This window comes from Bradyrhizobium sp. Arg237L, assembly GCF_029990105.1.
GTDB lineage: Bacteria > Pseudomonadota > Alphaproteobacteria > Rhizobiales > Xanthobacteraceae > Bradyrhizobium.
This window is the reverse complement of record NZ_JAQMIL010000067.1, coordinates 36,651-55,932: the sequence shown is the minus strand read 5'-3', so window position 1 is coordinate 55,932 and position 19,282 is coordinate 36,651. Positions and strand designations below refer to the sequence as shown.

At 63.1% G+C, this 19,282-nt stretch carries 16 protein-coding genes; 5 read left to right on the top strand and 11 right to left on the bottom strand.

Annotation, left to right across the window (positions count from 1 at the left end; genetic code table 11):
* Nucleotides 1-517: 517 nt before the first annotated feature.
* Nucleotides 518-1,045 (bottom strand): four-carbon acid sugar kinase family protein, encoded by a 528-nt coding sequence (locus tag OZ411_RS32265; protein ID WP_282531181.1) that lies wholly within the window; start codon nt 1,043-1,045, stop codon nt 518-520.
* Between the two features lie 123 nt (nt 1,046-1,168).
* On the opposite strand from OZ411_RS32265, the gene OZ411_RS32260 reads away from it, so the two are divergent.
* Nucleotides 1,169-1,426: a hypothetical protein gene (locus OZ411_RS32260; protein ID WP_130231366.1), complete on the top strand. Its 258-nt coding sequence runs from the start codon at nt 1,169-1,171 to the stop codon at nt 1,424-1,426.
* A 106-nt stretch (nt 1,427-1,532) separates the two neighbouring features.
* Here the strand turns inward: OZ411_RS32260 and OZ411_RS32255 are convergent, their stop codons facing one another.
* From OZ411_RS32255 to OZ411_RS32245, 3 genes are all read right to left on the bottom strand, one after another.
* Nucleotides 1,533-2,876, bottom strand: coding sequence for a sorbosone dehydrogenase family protein (locus OZ411_RS32255; protein ID WP_282531180.1), 1,344 nt, complete (start codon nt 2,874-2,876; stop codon nt 1,533-1,535).
* A 105-nt stretch (nt 2,877-2,981) separates the two neighbouring features.
* The gene (locus tag OZ411_RS32250) at nt 2,982-4,589 is read right to left on the bottom strand and encodes a DHA2 family efflux MFS transporter permease subunit (protein ID WP_282531179.1); all 1,608 of its coding nucleotides are present in this window, start codon (nt 4,587-4,589) and stop codon (nt 2,982-2,984) included.
* Complete coding sequence (locus tag OZ411_RS32245) at nt 4,586-5,752, bottom strand: HlyD family secretion protein (RefSeq protein WP_282531178.1); 1,167 nt, start codon at nt 5,750-5,752, stop codon at nt 4,586-4,588. Before OZ411_RS32245 ends, OZ411_RS32250 begins: the two co-directional genes overlap by 4 nt.
* Before the next feature lie 193 nt (nt 5,753-5,945).
* On the opposite strand from OZ411_RS32245, the gene OZ411_RS32240 reads away from it, so the two are divergent.
* Nucleotides 5,946-6,680: a DUF72 domain-containing protein gene (locus OZ411_RS32240; protein WP_130578228.1), complete on the top strand. Its 735-nt coding sequence runs from the start codon at nt 5,946-5,948 to the stop codon at nt 6,678-6,680.
* 77 nt (nt 6,681-6,757) lie between these two features.
* Here OZ411_RS32240 and OZ411_RS32235 read toward each other — a convergent pair whose 3' ends face one another.
* Nucleotides 6,758-7,018 carry a hypothetical protein gene (locus tag OZ411_RS32235; protein ID WP_130578227.1) on the bottom strand — a complete coding sequence of 87 codons (261 nt, stop codon included), beginning with the start codon at nt 7,016-7,018 and terminating at the stop codon, nt 6,758-6,760.
* A 170-nt stretch (nt 7,019-7,188) separates the two neighbouring features.
* Between OZ411_RS32235 and OZ411_RS32230 the strand changes: the two genes are divergently transcribed.
* The gene (locus tag OZ411_RS32230) at nt 7,189-7,440 is read left to right on the top strand and encodes a hypothetical protein (protein ID WP_035691250.1); all 252 of its coding nucleotides are present in this window, start codon (nt 7,189-7,191) and stop codon (nt 7,438-7,440) included.
* Between the two features lie 28 nt (nt 7,441-7,468).
* On the opposite strand, the gene OZ411_RS32225 is transcribed toward OZ411_RS32230, so the two are convergent.
* Nucleotides 7,469-7,687, bottom strand: coding sequence for a hypothetical protein (locus OZ411_RS32225; RefSeq protein WP_028166424.1), 219 nt, complete (start codon nt 7,685-7,687; stop codon nt 7,469-7,471).
* Between the two features lie 164 nt (nt 7,688-7,851).
* On the opposite strand from OZ411_RS32225, the gene OZ411_RS32220 reads away from it, so the two are divergent.
* Nucleotides 7,852-8,283, top strand: a complete 432-nt coding sequence (locus OZ411_RS32220) for a CBS domain-containing protein (RefSeq protein WP_130578225.1) — start codon at nt 7,852-7,854, stop codon at nt 8,281-8,283.
* A gap of 211 nt (nt 8,284-8,494) precedes the next feature.
* On the opposite strand, the gene OZ411_RS32215 is transcribed toward OZ411_RS32220, so the two are convergent.
* The 5 genes from OZ411_RS32215 to OZ411_RS32195 all read right to left on the bottom strand — a co-directional run bounded on the left by OZ411_RS32215 (nt 8,495) and on the right by OZ411_RS32195 (nt 17,491).
* Complete coding sequence (locus tag OZ411_RS32215) at nt 8,495-8,707, bottom strand: hypothetical protein (RefSeq protein ID WP_282531177.1); 213 nt, start codon at nt 8,705-8,707, stop codon at nt 8,495-8,497.
* Nucleotides 8,708-8,714: 7 nt separating this feature from the next.
* Nucleotides 8,715-8,918, bottom strand: a complete 204-nt coding sequence (locus tag OZ411_RS32210) for a hypothetical protein (protein WP_028166426.1) — start codon at nt 8,916-8,918, stop codon at nt 8,715-8,717.
* Nucleotides 8,919-9,081: 163 nt separating this feature from the next.
* Nucleotides 9,082-9,291: a hypothetical protein gene (locus OZ411_RS32205; protein ID WP_028166427.1), complete on the bottom strand. Its 210-nt coding sequence runs from the start codon at nt 9,289-9,291 to the stop codon at nt 9,082-9,084.
* 406 nt (nt 9,292-9,697) lie between these two features.
* Nucleotides 9,698-11,194, bottom strand: a complete 1,497-nt coding sequence (locus OZ411_RS32200) for an HWE histidine kinase domain-containing protein (protein ID WP_130578234.1) — start codon at nt 11,192-11,194, stop codon at nt 9,698-9,700.
* A gap of 15 nt (nt 11,195-11,209) precedes the next feature.
* Complete coding sequence (locus OZ411_RS32195; protein ID WP_282531176.1) at nt 11,210-17,491, bottom strand: HAMP domain-containing protein; 6,282 nt, start codon at nt 17,489-17,491, stop codon at nt 11,210-11,212.
* Nucleotides 17,492-17,759: 268 nt separating this feature from the next.
* Between OZ411_RS32195 and OZ411_RS32190 the strand changes: the two genes are divergently transcribed.
* Nucleotides 17,760-19,268, top strand: a complete 1,509-nt coding sequence (locus OZ411_RS32190; RefSeq protein WP_282531175.1) for a PAS domain-containing sensor histidine kinase — start codon at nt 17,760-17,762, stop codon at nt 19,266-19,268.
* Nucleotides 19,269-19,282 lie beyond the last annotated feature (14 nt).

Here is a 19,282-nt window from a genome sequence, read left to right as displayed (position 1 = left end):
ACGGGACCCATGGGTGCAACCGGCACCCGGCTTTCCCTGCGCCCTCTGATATCGAGGAGGGTGGAAAGTGACGCAAAGCTCGGGCAGCAGGTGCCGCGAGAACGCGAACTCATATCCTCTTACCACACTTCATCGTCATGCCCCGCGAAGGCGGGGCATCCAGTATCCGGCGGCCTCTCGGCTCAAGCACCGCTGCCTCTGGAATACTGGATCGTCCGCCTTCGCGGACGATGACCGCGAAGAGCTGTTTGAAATTTGAATCTGAAATCCACCCCACGTCGTCCCGAGCTTGACCCGGGACCCATAATCACAGGCCTCTCTAGTGCGCTCCGCTGCAACCACTTGCCCCCGCCACAACACCTGCCTGTGGTTATGGGTCCCGTCTTTCGACGGGACGACAGTAGGATGGGTAGAGGGCAGCGAAACCCATCATTCGCGCGGCTTGCTCGATCGCGATGGGTTTCGTTGCCCTCTACCCATCCTACAGGGCATCAGAAGCGAGCGGCCGGCACTACTCCTACCCCGCCAGCCGCTCCGCATATTCGATCGCTTCGATCAGGCTGACACCCGGGCGAAGCGCGTCGTCGTGGCGCCCCGACCGCGCCTCGATGCCCTGCCCGCGAAGCTGGTCGAGGATGCTCTCGCCGACCGGCTGAAAGCTCCCGTCCGGCCCCTTCGCGAACTGGCGGCCGGCGCGGGTGCAGCGTCCCTCGTGAGGAAACGCCGGCGCCACGATGCAGGCGTCCCAGAAGCCGGAGCGCAGGCGAGCATTGAGCTCCGCCGCCCAGGGACCGCGCATCAGGCTGTCGATCTTCTTGTAGGCCATGCCGGCGCCCCGAAGCAGCGGCGCCAGTTCCCGCGCGATGGCAAACGCCTGCTCGGCCCCGAGCTCCCGCGTGCCGCTGTCGATGGCGAAACTGCCGTGCCGGTCCGTGATCGAGTCCGCGCGCCAGGCCACGTCCAGCGGGTCCAGCGCGCCCACAAATTCAGCAGACGTGTCGAGCGCGCCGGTGAGATCGTCGGCCAGAAGCCTTAATTGCTGCATGATGCTGTGCCGGAAATGGTGTGCACGTCCTAGGCATCTGCCTCGCTGGATGCAATCCAACAATGGCGGTACGCCTTGGCTTTACGCTAGAATGTACCTTGCTCCAACGCGGGAGGTGTGGCGATGCCGAGAAAGGGAATCACCGGCCACGACGAATGGGTCATCACCGAGGCGCTGGCGACGGCGCTCGTCGCCCTCGAGCAGCTTCCGCCCAAACACCAGCCGCGACCGCATATGGAAGACATCCGAAAGCTGCTTGCCGCTGGCTGCGATCGCGGAACCGTCACCCTGCATCTGGCGCAAGCAAAGTGCCGGCTGTTTCCCGACGCCGATCCGCTGGCGATCTACGAGGAATACGGGCTCAGCGACGGGCAAGGCTGAGACGTTAAAGCATGATCCGGAAAAGTGGGCACCGGTTTTCCGAAAAAGATCATGCTCAAACAAAGCGCTAAAGCGGGATGACGATTCGAAGAAAAGTCATCACGCTTTAACGGCTGATCCGCCAGATCGTGCCGTTGGCGTCCTCGGTTATGAGCAGCGCGCCGTCGCGTGCCACGGCGACGCCGACCGGGCGTCCCCAGACTTCGGAATCGTTGATGACGAAGCCGGTCGCGAAGTCCTCGTATTCGCCCGTCGGCACGCCGTCCCGCAACCGGATGCGGATCACCTTGTAGCCCGTGCGCTTCGATCGGTTCCACGAGCCGTGCAGGGCCGCGAAGATGTCGCCGCGATACTCGGCGGGAAAATTCTGGCCATCATAGAACGTGAGGCCAAGCGAAGCCGAATGCGCCTGCAGCAGCACGTCGGGGACCGTGACCTTGTCCTTCAGCTCAGGCCGCGCGCCGGCGTGCCGCGGATCCTGATTGGCACCGATGTAGAACCACGGCCAGCCATAGAACGCGTTCTCGCGGACGCGGGTCACATAGTCGGGCACGAGGTTGTCGCCGAGACCATCGCGCTCATTGGTCGAGCACCAGGGCACGCCCGTTTGCGGCTGGATCGCAAGCCCGACGCAGTTCCGGATACCGGCGGCAAAGGTGCGCTGGTTCTTGCCGTCAGGATCGAAGGCAAGCACCGCCGCGCGGTCGGTCTCGTTGCCCCAGGCGGCGCCAAGCGGGCGCTCGCGCTTCCAGGCTTCCAAGCCACCCGGTGGGGTACCCATGCCCTCCCCCGAATTGCCTGCCGAGCCGACCGAGACCAGCATCCGCTTATTGTCGGGCGTAAAGACAATGTCGCGAGTCGAATGGCCCCAGCCGTGCGGCAGCTTGGCGACGACTGTCTCCGGCTTTCCGGAAGCCTTGAGGTCGCCATTGCGATAGGCAAAGCGGACCACGCTTCCGGTGTTGGCGACATAGAGCCATTGCGGGTTGTCGCCACTCGGAAAGAAGGCGATGCCGAACGGACGATCGAGGCCGGTAGCGTAGACTTCGTTGATCGTGGGTTTGGTCGCACCATCGGCGGCACGCAACAGACGGATGCGCCCGGCGCGCGTCTCGGCGACGAAGATGTCGCCGTTCGGCGCGGTCTTGATGATGCGCGGCCCGTTCAAGCCGTCGGCGAACAGGTCGGCCTTGAACCCCGGCGGCACTTGGGGAATTGCCGAGGCCGTTCGCGGCGCGACCCGCGACATGTTCGCGCTCGATGGCGTCGCGCCAGGTTTGGGCAGATCCTGCGGCGTGATCAGACGCAAGGTGCCGGGCTTGTCGCTCCGCCAATCGCCAAAGGCTTTCTGTCCCTTCAGTACAGCCGGCTGTGCGCTTGCAGCAGCCGGCATCATCGATACAAGCAAGCCCGCAATCGTGACGCTTGCTGCAACTGGCTTCCAGGGCATTTCACATCCTCACGCGAGACGACGATCTCGCGAACACGCATCCATAGCGTGGAACCTTTGCAGGCTCATTTCACAATCGCGTCTGTGGTTGCGACGATTCGGCCATCAATGCCCTCTTGCCGGCGCGTTGAGATCGATCGAGCGCATGCTCAGCGCGAGCGGGATCATCAGGGCGCCGATGACGGCGAGCGTCCAGAACACATCGATATAGGCGAGGAAGTCGACCTGGCGCTGCAATGTCTGACCGACCCAGGCGATCGCCTGCGAGGCCGCGTCGGAAGCATTGGAGCCCTGCGCCTGGAAATAGCGCGTCATCGCATCGATGGTCTGCTGGTAACCGATGTCGGACGGCGCGGCGTGTTCGACCAGCCGGCTCTGATGGAATTGCTGGCGCTGCGCCAGCACCGTCTGCGCCAGCGCTACTCCCATGGAACCGCCGATGTTGCGTGCGACGTTGATCAGCGCCGAGGCTTGATTGGTCTTCTCCGGCGGCACGCCATCGTAGGATGCGGTCGTCACTGGCAGGAACAGGAACGGCAGGCCCATGCCGAGAAAGATGCGCGACCAGGCCGCGTAGCCATAGGTCATGTCCTCGGTGAGCCCCGTAAGATGCCACATCGAGAGCATCACGATCGTCGCGCCAACCATGATCAGGTATTTCGGCTGCACGATGCTCACGAGCCTGCCGACGATCGGCATCATCAGCAGGGTGAAGATGCCACCCGGGGAGAGCACGAGGCCGGCGAGCATCGCGGTATAGTCCAGCTCGGCCTGCAGCAGTTGCGGCAGGATCTGGGTGGTCGAAATCAAGACCGCGCCGGTGCCGAGCATCACCAGGAAGCAGGCGGCGAACTGCCGGCGGCCAAGCAGGCGAAGATCGACGATCGGGTCCTTGCGCGTCAGCTCCCAGGGGATCAGCGCCAGCAGGCAGAAGGCCGAAATCAGTGCGAAGCCAAGGATCATGTTCGATCCGAACCAGTCGTTGCGCTGGCCTTCGTCGAGCACGAATTCGAGCGAGCCGAGTCCGACCGCGACCAGCGCGAAGCCGACATAATCGACGCGGATGCCATTGCGGAGCAGTTCGCGCCGCTCAGCCTCAGCGCCCGACGGTTCGCTGACCAGCGATCCCACCAGGAACAGCGAGAGCAATCCCATCGGCACGTTGATCAGAAACACCCAGTGCCAGGAATAGGTATCGGTGATCCAGCCGCCGAGGGTCGGCCCGATCACCGGCGCCACCACTACGGCGACGCCGTAGATCGCAAAGGCCTGCCCGCGCTTGGCCGGCGGAAAGGAGTCGGCGAGGATCGCCTGCTCGGAGGTCGCCATGCCTCCTCCACCGAGTCCTTGCAGGATACGGAACAGCACCAGGGATTCCAGGCTCCAGGCAAATCCACACAGCAGCGAGGCCACGCTGAAGGTGGCCACGCAGATCATATAGAAGCGCTTGCGCCCGATCACGGTGGCAAGCCAGCCCGAAATCGACAGCACGATCGCGTTGGCGACAAGATAGCTGGTGATGACGTAGGTGCTCTCATCGATCCCGACGGCCAGCCCGCCCGCGATGTGGCGCAGCGCGACGTTGGCGATCGTCGTGTCCAGCACCTCCATGAAGGTCGCGATCGAGACGACGAAGGCGATCAGGTAAGGATTGTGCCCGCCGGCCGCCGAGCGCTCCGGCGACCAGCCGCCGGCCTGGGTCGTGTCCGTCATTGTACTTTCGTCCAGGGCACGACCGACATGCCGGGGCCGACGGGGACGTCGGCGGGCCAATGATCAACCACGATCTTCACCGGCACGCGCTGCACGACCTTGACGTAGTTGCCGGTGGCGTTCTCTGCCGGCAGCAGGCTGAACGCCGTGCCCGAGCCCGGCTGCACCGAGTCGACGTGTCCGGTCAGCTTGCGATCCGGATAGGCGTCGATCCTGAACTCGACGGGTTGGCCCGGACGCATATAGCGAAGCTGGGTCTCCTTGTAGTTCGCCACGATCCAGACCTCGTCGGGCACGAACATCATGATGCTCTGCCCGGCCGTCGCATACGTCCCCTTGGCGCCGCTCAGCTTGACGACGCGTCCGGACTGGGCAGCTGTGACATTGGTGTATTGGAGATTGAGCCTGGCCTGATCGCGCTGCGCCTCCGCCTGCTGCAGCGAGGCCTTGGCGCTCTCGCGTTGGGCCTGCAGCGGCTTGATCCCAAGCTCTGCGACGGTTACCGCCGTCCTCGCACGGGTAGTATTGGCCTGCTGCGCTTCGAGATCGGACTTGGTCTGTTGCTCGCGTTGCAACGTGCCGGCGCCTTTCTGCAGGAGATCCTCGGCGCGTGCGGCTTCCTGCTGCGCGAATTGCAGTTGCGCTTCGGCCTGTGCGAGCTGCGCTCTCGCCTGATCGATCTGCGCCTGCTGGCTGGTGATCTGGGCCTCGATATTGGCGATGTTGGCCCGCGCGGCGGCAACCTGCCCCTCGGCCTGGTCGACTGCGATCCTGTAGTCGCGATCGTCGATACGGGCGAGCAGATCGCCCGCATTGACGTGCTGGTTATCCGTGACGGGCACGTCCACAAGATAGCCGCCGACCTTCGGAGCAACCGAGAAGCTGCGGGCGGCGACAAAAGCATCGTCGGTCGATTCGTAATCACGGACCTCGAGCCAATAGACGCCGCCGCCAATCAGCGCAGCCAGGAGAACGCAGGCGCCCGCGACCGCAAACAGCCAGTGCTCGCGGAACCGATCGAGCATCGATGGCTTGTCGGGCGCCGTTGGCGGGCTGTCCCGCGTTTCGCTGACGTCCCTGAGTTCAGGCTTCTGCTCGGGGGAGCGTTCCGGAGGCCGTGTTTCTTCCGCGGACGGCCTACGCTCTCGGGTCGTGGCATCCACGGCAGCACCTCAAGCGAAGATGATTGGCAATCGATCTGGCTAACCGCGCGGTTAGAGCATGGTTCCCAGCAAGCCGTTCATCGGGCACCGTTGCCTGTTGGAACCCTCTCGCGGACCAACTGTTTTCAGTGGTTCGTTGCGCTCCCCTGGAGAGCGTCTTGCCGGGAAAGAAGTGACGGTTCGCTAGGACACAATGGCGCGCATTCTGATCGGGACATCCGGCTGGCATTACGAATCTTGGCGCGGGCCGTTCTTCCCGAAGGGCCTGCCGCTCAAGAATCAGCTTCGCTACTACGCAAGCCAATTTCCGACCACAGAATTGAACGGCGTGTTCTATCGCACGCCGACGCCGGAGGCGGTGAAGGGCTGGCGCGAGCAGACGGATCAGGATTTTGTCTTCGCCTGGAAGGCGTCCAAGTTCATCACGCATTGGAAGCGTCTGTCGGAGAATTCCGTGAACAGCCTCGAGTTGCTCGAAGATCGCCTGTCGCTACTGGGCAACAAGGTCGGTCCCATCCTGTTTCAACTGCCGCCGCAGTTTGAGGCTAAGCCGGATCGCCTCGCCTCCTTCCTCAAGCTGCTGTCGAGGAAGCGCCGCTACAGCTTCGAATTCCGGCACCCGAGCTGGTACGCCCCGAATGTCATGCGGCTGCTGGCCGATGCGAACATCTCGCTCTGCATTTCGGACCATCACGACGCGCCAGCGCCGTGGAAGCGCACCGCCGATTTCGTCTACGTCAGAGGCCACGGCCCTGGCGGCCGATACAAGGGTCATTATCGCAGCGCGACCTTGGCCGAGTGGGCCAAGCGCATCCGCTCCTGGAAGAAGCAGGGCTGCGACGTCTACGTCTATTTCGACAACGACCAGAAGAGCGCCGCGCCCGCCGACGCAGCTACGCTGCGACAATTGATCGAAGGGAGAAAGTAGGAACCACGCCAACCGCGTAGAGCCCCGGCTGAGAAAAAATGCCGGCTCATGGCCGGCATTTTCTTCATCGCATCGATCTAATATTGGCCGCCCGATTGCTTGCCCTTGTTGCCGCTGGTGCCGGGACCTTGGCTGGAAGGATGGGCCGCGCGGCTCGAGCCGCCGCCAGCGCCGGTCGTCATGCCTTTCTTGCTGGGGTGCGTACTCGTATGCGGCGTCGCGCCAGGCCCGACATTGCCCTGGCTGGACGCACCCGGCGCGGGCTGCGCCTGCTGCGCGAGTGCGCCGCCGGCAGACAATGCCAGAACGCATGCAGAGGCCAGAATGATCTTCTTCATCGGTATCTCCTTGGATTGACTTGTCGGCTCAACCCGGCGCCGCCCGAACCGGTTCCTACCGCCGTGGACGCAAGTTCGTGCGTTCCGCCATCCATGCTCAATAGATCGCGAGAAGACTTAGGAACCAAACACGCCAAACCGGGTTCCCCAGTAAGATTCGAGGAACCGACATGTCGGCATGGTTCAAGGACGAGTCCTTCCCCGTGCTGCTGGAGAGCGCGGTACAGATCGCGTGGGACTATCTCAGGCGGGCTGGCGAAATCGATGATCCCGTGGAAGCACACCACTTCCTGATCGAGAAAGTCGCCTTCATGATCAGCCAGGGCCAGCACAACAGGCTTGTGCTGTCGAATCGCGCCATTTCCGCCTTTCAGCAATATAAGCGCGCACGCACCATCGAATTGTCGTTGATCTCGCGATGAGGTCGGTCATAGGCGCGGCGCGCCTTACCTAGTGGATGATGTCCAGCGGCAATCGGCAAATCTCGTCGCCGTCTTCGTTGGTGACGAGGATCGAGTAGTGCCGGTTCTTCAGGTCCGGGTGTTCGCCGAGCAGGCGCCGCGCGATGTTGTCGGCCGAATCCATCGCGGCGATATCGTCAGCGAGTTCCGCGCCGCCTTGATCGGCAACCGTCTTGGTGTTGACGAGATCGAAATGGTAGAGCGGCATTTTTCGCTCCCGCCTGGCATCGTCTCACCCGAGACTACGCACGACAACCCGACTTGGTTCCCGGTCGTAGCCGCCGTCCCGTCGCGCCTTGAAAATCCTGCGGCCCGAAGGAACGCCGGTCCGCAACATCGGTTAGGCGGTAAACGACGACAGCGAGGTCTGCCATGAGAGTTTGCGATGCGATGACCCCCGACGTTCAGCTCTGTACTCCCGAAGACAGCTTGAAGGATGCGGCAGAGGCAATGGGCGCGCTTGGCGTCGGACTGCTGCCGGTCACCGAGAATGACCGCCTCGTCGGCATGGTGTCCGACCGCGATATCGCTGTTCGCGGCGTCGGCATGGGCCGCGGACCGGAGGCGCGGATCCGGGACGTCATGACTGCCGAGGTGAAGTACTGCTTCGAAGATCAGGATCTCGACGAGGTCATGGCAACTATGGGCGAGATTCAGGTCCGTCGCATGCCCGTACTCAATCGCGAAAAGCGGTTGGTCGGCATTATTGCGCTCGGCGATATTGCGCAGGCCAAGGACGGTCACAGCGCGGGCGTGGCGCTGAGCGAGATTTCTCGTCCCAGCGCCCAACATGCACAGCTATAGCGATGCACGAGCATCAACACGACAAAGTCAGCCTCAACCTTGACCTGCTTTGCGCGACATTGGCGATCGTCAGCGCGGCGCTGCTCACGGGGATGCTGAGATATCTGCTGGGATGAAGAGCCCCCAATCATTGCGACGGACCGCCGACCGCGTCCCTGTGCTTGCCGGGTTTCCTGAGCGCCGCTGGCGCCAGCACCTGTTCGCGAATGGCTTATGTTGAATTCGCGATCCGGGAGACGGCTCCGTCTGCCGTGACCTGCTCGTCGTTCGTCTCGAAAGTCATCGCGAGGCCGCCCGTTGGACCGATGGCTCGCTCAAGCCATTTGATCGACTCTTCGATCCAGTGATCGCTATTCGCTGGATCGGCTTGCGCCCTCGCCCGGCAGGCATCGGCCTGCGCCAGACAGGCAGCCTTGCGATCCATCGTCATCTCAGCGCGGCGATTGCAGGCCGGGCGAGGTCAGCCACTCGTTCAGATGAGCGGCGGTTTCCGCTTGCCTTGCCTTCTTCAGCAATGCGTCACGCGCTTCACCTTGCGGCAACTGCTCGGCTGCCGCGCGTGCCTCGTCTGCCGCTCTCTGGAGCCGCTCGTCGAACGGCACGCTGTTCTTTCTTCGATTGCGCTTTGCCGTCATGGAAGTCTCCCGCTTCGCAAGTGAGTATAGAATCGCGCTTCCAACAACCTATCGTCGCTAACTCAGGTTACTTCGCGCGAACAAAATAAGCGGCTAGGCAGGAACGAATCACTCGAAAAACAGCCCCAACGGCCTCTCTTGGCAACCCGTCGCTCCTCCGCAGCTAAGGCTTGGACTGCATGGCGGCTTCGCCCTGCTCCCGCGCCGGCACGCTCACATGCACTTCATGGCCCTGCCGAATCGCCAAAGATGCAGCAGCGACGGCCGATTCGAACGCGGATTCCTTGGTCGCATATTCACCGTTCACAACGCCGTCGTGCAGCACTCCCCATTGGTCGCGAATTGGCACGATGGCGTATTGCGCAAGTCCCATCTTCCTCTCCGCTGCAATCGTCTTCGCGATTACTTCTTGTCGGGATCGTTCGGGCGAACGGTCATGTTGCTCTCGGGCATTTTGTCCTTGCCCGCGTCGCCATTGTCGTCCCGCCCGCCTGAAGTCGATGTCCCGCTACCGCTCCGGCTCGGTCTCGTTGCACTGCCGGTTGTCGGCGCAGAGCCTGGCGTGGCGGAGCTCGCGGCCGGGTCTCCCGTAGTCGATCCGCGCCCGCTCGGTGCGCCGTCCGTTTGCGCCAGTGCGAGCGCGGAGCACAGCGTGAATCCAAAAGCCAATGCAATTCGTGTCAGTTTCATCGCAAGCCATCCTTAAGATGTCGATGAAACTAATCGGCCAGTGACGAGAACGTTCCTAATCGCCGTTTCCGACGCCTGACCCGTCGTGGCTATGCGGTGCGCGAACTGAGCGCCGGCTCCGGTCCTGGCGCATTCATATCTCGATATGGAGCGGCCTCCGTGCGCGGCTTTCCCTGCAGCGGCACCGTTAGGCGACAGACCAGGCCTTCAGGGCGCCAATCGAAATCGGCATTGCCGCCAAGCTGGGTCTCGATGCTGGCGATCACGCTCCTCGTGCCGAATCCCTTGGAGGTCGGCTTTGTTACTCGCGGTCCGCCTGTTTCAACCCACGCCAGGATCAGCCTGTCGCTCTGCACTTCCCAGGTGATGGCGAGTCGGCCCGACAGCGAGGAGAGGCTGCCATACTTCGCGGAGTTGGTGACGAGCTCGTGCAGCGCCAGCGCCAGCGTTTGCGCCGTGGCAGGCTCGAGCTGGACCTCCGCACCCTCATACTGGATTTGTCCGGCTTCCGAATACGGCGCTACTTCTTCGGCCACCAGTCGCCGGATTTCCGCGCCCTGCCAGCTCGACAGCGACAGCACAGTGTGAACCCGCGCGAGCGCCGTGATCCGGCCCTCGACCGCCTGCACATAGGCGTTGACATTCTGCGCGCGCGTCAACCGTACGATCGACTGCGCCAGCGCGAGAGCGTTCTTGGCGCGATGATCGACTTCTCGCGTGAGCAGGCTCTGCCGTTCTTCGGCGCGCTTGCGGTCGGTGATGTCGACGGTGACGCCGCTGACCCGCACGACCCGGCCGTTCTTGTCGGTCGTCGCTGCCGCCGTGCCGACGCACCAGCGCACCTCCCCGTCGGGGCGGACGACGCGGAATTCAGCCTCGTATGATTTCACGCCCTTCGCGAATTCGGTCCAGGCCTCGCGCAAGCCGTTGAAATCCTCGGGATGAAACAGCGCTTGAATGTTGGCGGAAGTCAGCTCGAAGCTCTTGGCATCAACGCCGAAGATCTTGTACTGGCCATCGTCCCACATCCAGTCACCGTTGACCCAATCCCAGTCCCAGGAGCCCATCTTGCCGGCGGCAATCGCCATGCTGCGGCGCTGTTCGCTTTCGACCAGCCGCGCGGTTGATTGCTCGAGCTCCGCGGTGCGCGCGCGGACGCGGTCCTCAAGTTCGGAATTGAGCCGCTCCAACTGCCGGGTCTTGCGGTAGAGCTCGGCGAAGACGCGGATCTTCGCGCGCAGCACTTCCGGTACCACCGGCACCGGAACGTAGTCGACTGCGCCCATCTCGTAGCCGCGCAGCCGATCGATATCGCTGACCTGGATCGCCGAGATGAAAATCATTGCGGTCTTCTGGAAGCGCGGATGCTCGCGGATCATGGCCGCGAGCTCGAAACCATCGAGCTCGGGCATGCAGACGTCGACCAGGATGACCGCGACCTCGTTCTTGAGCAGAAACTCGAGCGCCTCCCGCCCCGACGCGGCCACCACCAAATTCTCGCCGAGCTCCTTCAGGATCACTTCATAGGCCAGCAACTTCGCCGGCTGGTCATCGACCAGAAGGATGTTTACCTTTTCATGGTCCATCATCTTCATGCCGCTTCAGCGATGTAGCCACATGCGGATGGCGAGCAGCAATTGCTCGGTATTCACCGGCTTGGCCAGATAATCCGACGCGCCCGCTTCCAGGCATTTCTCGCGGTCGCCCTTCATCGCCTTCGCGGTCAGTGCGATGATGGGAAGACGGGCAAGCGCCGCATTCTGCCTGATCACACCGATGGTCTGATAGCCGTCCATCTGCGGCATCATGATGTCCATCAGGACGATGGCAATCTTGGGATTGGATTCGACCAGCGCGATCGCCTCGTGGCCCGTTGTGGCCGTCAGTACCCTCATACCGCGCCGTTCGAGCACGCTGGAAAGCGCGAAGATGTTCCGCGCGTCGTCGTCGACGAGAAGCGCCGTCTTGCCAATCAGATCCTCATCGGAACTGTTAAGTTTCTCGAGCATCCTTTGCTTTTCGATCGGCAATTCCGTGATGACACGGTGCAAGAACAGTGACGTTTCGTCGAGCAGACGCTCCGGGGATTCGACGCCTTTTACGACAATGCTGCGCGCCATCGTATGAAGTTCGGCATCCTCCTCGGCCGAGAGTTCCCGTCCGGTGAAGACCACGATCGGAACATTGGACAGGTTCTCGTCCTTGCGGATTTCGTCGAGCACCTCAAAGCCGCTCATATCAGGCAGCCGCAGATCGAGTACGACGCAGTCGCAAGGGATGCTTCGCAAGGTAGCGAGCGCCCCGGCTCCGGTACCGGTGGTGACGATCTCGACGTCCTTGTGATCCAACAGTTCTTTGATGCTGAGCCGTTCGGCCGGATTGTCTTCCACGATCAGGAGCCGCTTGCGTCGCGGCCTTGCATATTCCTTGATCTGGGCGAGCGCCGCGCTGACGCCCTCGGTCGTCGTGGGCTTGTTGACGAAGGAGAAGGCACCACGCGCCAGCGCATGCTGCCGGTCCTCGTCGAGCGTGATGACCTGCACCGGAATGTGCCGGGTCAGCGGATTGTGCTTGAGCTGGCTCAGCACGGTCCAGCCGAGCATGTCGGGCAGGAACACATCGAGCGAAACCGCGGTCGGCTGGAACTGCTTGGCGAGGTCCAATGCCTCGGCGCCGCGGTTAGCGACCAGGACCTTGAAACCCTTGTCCCGTGCGAGATCGACCAGGACCCGCGCGTAATGCGGGTCGTCTTCGACGATCAGGAGGATTCTGTCTCCAGGCTCGAGATTAAGCCGGTCATCCGGCACTTCCGCCACGCGCTCCTGCGCTGCTGGCGCTTGCAATGCCGGCGCACCGCCCTGCGATAACGGCAGCGCGGGCGGCACGCGAAGCGCAACGCTCGGGCCGGAATATTTCAGCGGCAGATAGAGCGTGAAGGTACTGCCTCTGCCGGGCGCACTTCGCAGATGGATCTCGCCGCCGAGCAGGCTCGCAAGTTCGCGGCTGATCGCAAGGCCGAGGCCGGTGCCGCCATATTTGCGGCTGGTGCCTGCGTCCGCCTGCTGGAACGCTTCGAAGATCAGCTTCTGCTTGTCCAGGGGGATGCCGATGCCGGTATCGCTCACCTCGAAGGCGACGACTGCGGGTGCGGTGTTGAGAATTGGATGCTCGGCGCTCCAGCCGCCGACCGCGGCCGAGACGGTCAGCTTGACGCCACCCTCGGCGGTGAACTTGAAGGCGTTGGACAACAGGTTCTTCAGCACCTGCTGCAGGCGCTTGGAGTCGGTGACCATGCTACGGGAAAGCGTCTCGTCGACCTCGATGCGAAACGACAGATGACGGTTTTCCGCCTCGTGGCGGAACGGCCGGCCGACGGTTTCGAGCAGGCTCGATGTCAGGATTTCCTCGGCGTCCACGGTCACGGTACCGGACTCGATCTTCGAGAGGTCGAGGATGTCGCTGATCAGGTTGAGCAGGTCGGTGCCGGCGCCGTGGATGGTGCGGGCGAATTCAACCTGTTTGGGCGCAAGATTGCCTTCGGGATTATCCGAGAGCTGCTGGCCGAGGATCAGGATGCTGTTCAACGGTGTGCGCAGCTCGTGCGACATGTTGGCCAGGAATTCCGACTTGTATTTCGAGGTCAGCGCAAGCTCGCTCGCCTTTTCTTCCAGCGCGCGGCGTGCCTGCTCGATTTCCTGGTTCTTGCGTTCGACCTCGACGTTGCGTTCGGCGAGCTGTTGCGCCTTCAGTTCGAGCTGCTCATTGGTCTGCTGCAATTCCCGCTGCTGGGCCTGAAGCTCGCCCGCGAGCTGTTGCGACTGCTTCAGCAGGCCTTCGGTCTGCATCGTTGCCTCGATGCTGTTGAGCAGGATGCCGACGCTGTCGGTCAATTGCTCCACAAAGGTGATCTGCGAGGCGGTGAACGACGCGAGCGAGGACAGCTCGATCACGGCCTTGACCTGGTTCTCGAACAGGACTGGGAATACCACCACGTTCTTCGGCAGCACGCGCATTAGCGCCGAATTGACCGGCACCACGTCGGCCGGAATGTCCGAAAGCAGCCGCTGCCGCTTGTCCAGTGCGCATTGGCCAATTAGCCCCTCGCCCATGCGCACGAATGATGGATGCGGATTGGCGCCGTCGTCGGCATAGGCGGACAACAGGCGCAGTTGCGGGATCTCGGCGCTCTCGACCTGGTAGATCACGCCCATATGCGCGTTGATCACGGGCGCCAATTCGGCCAGCAGCAGCCGCCCCACGGTCGACAGATCGCGCTGGCCCTGCAGCATGTTGGTGAACCTGGCGAGATTGGTCTTCAGCCAGTCCTGTTCGGTGTTCCGATCCGTCGTGAGACGGAGGTTGCCGATCATGGTGTTGATGTTGTCCTTGAGTTCGGCCACCTCGCCGCGGACGTCGACCTGAATGGTGCGGGTCAGGTCGCCTTTTGTCACCGCGGTCGCGACCTCCGCGATAGCGCGGACCTGAGAAGTCAAGTTGGCGGCGAGCAGGTTGACGTTGCCGGTCAGATCCTTCCACGTGCCGGCGGCGCCGGGCACATTGGCCTGGCCGCCGAGCCGGCCCTCGACGCCGACTTCGCGCGCCACGGTCGTGACCTGATCGGCGAATGTCGCCAGGGTCTCGGTCATGTTGTTGATGGTGTCGGCGAGCGCGGCCACCTCGCCTTTCGACTTCACGGTCAGGTTCTGCTTCAGATCGCCATTGGCTACCGCGGTCACGACCTTGACGATGCCGCGCACCTGCTCGGTCAGGTTGGCGGCCATCACGTTCACGGTATCGGTCAGATCCTTCCAGGTGCCGGCGACGCCGCGCACCTCGGCCTGGCCGCCGAGCTTCCCCTCGGTGCCGACCTCGCGCGCCACGCGCGTCACTTCGCCCGCAAACGCATTGAGCTGGTCCACCATGGTGTTGATGGTGTTCTTCAGCTCGAGGATTTCGCCCTTCACGTCGACGGTGATCTTGCGCGAGAGGTCGCCGCGCGCCACCGCGGTCGTGACTTCCGCGATGTTGCGCACCTGCGTGGTGAGGTTGGCCGCCAGCAGGTTGACGTTATCGGTGAGGTCCTTCCAGGTGCCGGCCACGCCGGGCACCACGGCCTGGCCGCCCAGCCTGCCCTCGGTGCCGACCTCGCGCGCCACGCGCGTCACTTCCGCCGCGAAGGAGCGGAGCTGCTCGACCATCGTGTTCAGCGTTTCCTTGAGCAGCAGAATCTCGCCGCGGACGTCCACGGTGATCTTCTTCGACAAGTCGCCGCCGGCGATCGCGGTCGCGACTTCCGCGATGTTGCGGACCTGGGCCGTCAGGTTCGACGCCATGAAGTTGACGTTGTCGGTCAAGTCCTTCCAGGTGCCGGCGACCTCGGGCACTTCGGCCTGGCCGCCGAGCTTGCCTTCGGTGCCGACCTCACGCGCCACGCGCGTCACTTCGGAGGCGAAGGCGTTGAGCTGGTCCACCATCGTGTTGATGGTGTTCTTCAACTCCAGGATTTCGCCCTTCACGTCGACCGTGATCTTGCGCGACAGGTCGCCGCGCGCCACGGCGGTGGTGACTTCAGCGATGTTGCGGACCTGGGCGGTCAAATTGCCGGCCATCGAGTTGACGCTGTCGGTGAGGTCCTTCCAGGTGCCGGCAACGCCGGGCACGTTTGCCTGGCCGCCGAGACGCCCTTCGGTGCCGACCTCGCGGGCCACGCGCGTCACCTCGCCCGCAAAGCGGTTGAGCTGATCGACCATCGTGTTCAGCGTTTCCTTGAGCTGCAGGATCTCGCCGCGCACGTCCACCGTGATCTTGCGCGACAGGTCACCGCCGGCGATCGCGGTCGCGACCTCGGCGATGTTGCGCACCTGGGCGGTCAGATTGCCCGCCATCGAGTTCACGGAGTCGGTCAGATCCTTCCAGGTGCCGGCGACGCCGGGCACTTCCGCCTGGCCGCCGAGCTTGCCGTCGGTACCCACTTCGCGCGCCACGCGCGTCACTTCGCCCGCGAAGGCGTTGAGCTGGTCCACCATGGTGTTCAGCGTCTCCTTCAATTGAAGGATTTCGCCTGACACGTTCACGGTGATCTTCTTCGACAGGTCGCCCTTCGCCACCGCGGTTGCGACTTCCGCGATGTTGCGAACCTGGCCGGTCAGGTTCGATGCCATCGAGTTGACGCTGTCGGTCAGATCCTTCCAGGTGCCGGCGACGCCGCGCACCAGCGCCTGGCCGCCGAGCTTGCCTTCGGTGCCGACCTCGCGCGCCACGCGCGTGACTTCGCCGGCGAAGGCGTTGAGCTGGTCCACCATCGTGTTGATGGTGTCCTTCAGCTCCAGGATTTCGCCGCGCACGTCGACCGTGATCTTCTTCGAGAGGTCGCCATTGGCCACGGCCGTCGTCACTTCCGCGATGTTGCGGACCTGGGCGGTCAGGTTGGACGCCATGAAGTTCACGTTATCAGTCAGGTCCTTCCAGGTGCCGGCGACGCCGAGCACGTTAGCCTGGCCACCGAGCTTCCCTTCGGTGCCCACTTCGCGCGCCACGCGCGTGACTTCGGACGCGAAGGCGTTGAGCTGGTCCACCATGGTGTTCAGCGTCTCCTTCAATTGAAGGATCTCGCCTGACACATTCACCGTGATCTTCTTGGAAAGGTCGCCGCCGGCGATCGCGGTGGCGACGTCGGCGATGTTGCGGACCTGGGCCGTCAGGTTGGACGCCATGAAGTTGACGTTATCAGTCAGGTCCTTCCAGATGCCGCCGACGCCGGGCACTTGGGCCTGGCCGCCGAGCTTGCCTTCGGTGCCGACCTCGCGCGCAACGCGCGTCACTTCGCCCGCGAAGGCGTTGAGCTGGTCCACCATGGTGTTGATGGTGTCCTTCAGCTCCAGGATTTCGCCGCGCACGTCGACGGTGATTTTACGCGACAGGTCGCCGCGCGCGACCGCGGTCGTCACGTTGGCGATATTGCGCACCTGCGCGGTCAAATTGCCGCACATCGCGTTGACGGAATCGGTCAGGTCCTTCCAGGTACCGGCCACGCCGGGCACGATCGCCTGGCCGCCAAGCTTGCCGTCGGTACCCACCTCGCGCGCGACGCGCGTCACTTCGGACGCGAACGAGCGCAATTGGTCGACCATGGTGTTGATCGCTTCCTTCAACTGCAAGATCTCGCCGCGGACGTCGACCGTGATCTTTTTCGACAGGTCGCCATTGGCGACCGCGATCGTCACCTCCGCGATGTTGCGAACCTGACCGGTCAGGTTGTTGGCCATCGAGTTGACGCTCTCCGTCAGGTCTTTCCAGACACCGGTCACCTCCGGCACCTGGGCCTGCCCGCCAAGCCGGCCCTCGACGCCGACTTCACGCGCCACGCGTGTCACTTCCGATGTGAACACGCCGAGCTGCTTGATCATCGTGTTGACGATGTTCGCCGACTGCAGGAATTCGCCGCGCAGCGGCCGCCCCTCGACGTCGAGCTGCACGGTCTGCAGCAGGTCGCCCTGTGCGACCGCCGCAACCGCGCGCGTCACTTCCCGGGTCGGCCACAAGAGGTCGTCGATCAGCGTGTTGATCGAGCCTTCCATGTCCGCCCAAGAACCACTTGAAAGGCCGAGATTCACGCGTTGGCGGGTCTGTCCCTCCCGGCCGACGACCTGGCCGACGCGCTCGAGCTGCTGGGCCATGCGCTCGTTCGCTGCGGCGATCTCGTTGAAGGCGTCCGCGATCTTGCCGTCGATCCCGAGATAATCGCCGCGCATCCGCACGGTGAAGTCACCGGCCCGCATCGCCTGGAGCGACTGCAACAGGTCCTGGGCGGGATCGCTCTTGCCGTTTTGTTTATTACGGCGGGGTTCGCCACGACCACGAGGAGCGGGACCAAAATCGCTCATAAAATTCCCCCTGCACGCTGGCCGGCTTTAGATTTTCGAAGTTCCGGACCATCGGACGCATAAGACGGATAGGTTGCGATCTAATCAAGACAGAAAAAATGAGCGGTAACTATTGGGACCGGCCGAATGTTACCAATAAGGGATCTGATGGAAGGTTCCCGGCCGTCGGGAACTTTTTTGCGACCGATCAGCGAGCCTGTTAGACTTAAGCGTAAAGCGGGAACGAAAATCTCACCTTGGCGTTGGCGTCCGCGGGGCAGGATTTCAGATGGCCAAGAAGACCAAACAGCTCGAAAGGGACTACTTCGAGAGCGAGCGAAATTTCCGTCTTTTGGTCAAGGGCGTCACCGACTACGCGCTCTATATGCTGAGCCCACAGGGCATCGTCGCGAACTGGAATGCCGGCGGCGAGCGAATCAAGGGCTACGCGCCCGAGGAAATCATCGGCCAGCACTTCTCGCGCTTTTATACCCCCGAAGATCGGGCGGCGGGCAAGCCGGCGCGGGCCTTGAAGATCGCCGAGGAGACCGGTCACTACGAGGAAGAAGGCTGGCGCGTCCGCAAGGATGGCTCGTTCTTCTGGGCGAGCGTTGTGATCGACCCGATTCGCGATCCCTCCGGCCGCCTGATCGGCTTTGCCAAGATCACCCGCGACATCACGGAGCGACGCGAAGCGCAGCTCAAGCTGGAGCAGATACAGCGGCAGCTTGCGGAATCCCAGAAGATGGACGCGCTCGGCCAACTGACCGGCGGTGTCGCGCACGACTTCAACAATCTCTTGATGATCGTCTCGGGCAATCTGCACAAGATCAAGAAGGAGCTGACGAGCGTGAAGGCCCTGCGCGCGCTGAGTGCGATCGAGACCGCTACTCAACGTGCCGCGTCCCTCACCAGCCAGCTCCTCAGCTTCGCCCGACGACAGAGTGTCAATCCGCGGACCATCGACGTCGATCGCCAGATCACGTCCGTGCGTGAGGTGCTAGCGAGTGCGCTCGGCAGCATGGTGACGTTGCAGATCGATATCCAGCCCGACGTCTGGCCGGTCTTCATCGATCCCACCGAGTTCGAAACCGCCCTCCTCAACCTTGTCATCAACGCCCGCGATGCGATGCCGGAAGGCGGCACCGTCACCGTGTCGGCGCACAATGACTTGGACAAGGATCAGGTTCTGATCTCAGTTGAGGATAGCGGCGCGGGCATTCCACAAGATGTGCTCAGCAAGGTGTTCGATCCCTTTTTCACCACCAAGCCCATCGGCAAGGGAACCGGCCTCGGCCTCTCCCAAGTGCATGGCTTCGTCCACCAGGCCGGCGGGACGATCGAGATCGAAAGCGCGCTTGGCAAGGGCACCACGGTCCGCCTCCGCCTGCCCCGCAGCAGCGCGGCCGAGCATTACGAACAGGAGAGCGTGAACAAGCAAGCCTCGGCAACCGTCCTGCTGGTCGAGGACAACCCCGCTGTGGCCGACGCGAGCGCCGGGCTGCTCGAGCAACTCGGCTACACCGTCCGCTGGGTGCCTAACGCCGAAACGGCGCTGCAAGAGATCGAGGCTGACGATGTCGACCTCGTGTTCAGCGACATCATCATGCCCGGCAAGATGGACGGACTGAAGCTGGCGCGCGCGATCAGGGAACGAAACCCGACGCTGCCGGTCCTGCTCACGACCGGTTATTCCGATTCCGCCAAGCACGCCAGGATGGATTTTCCAGTCCTCCGCAAGCCCTACCAGCTTCACGAGCTCAGCCGTGAGTTATCCAAGCTGACCGGGCACGACTGACCCCGCGGCGCGGG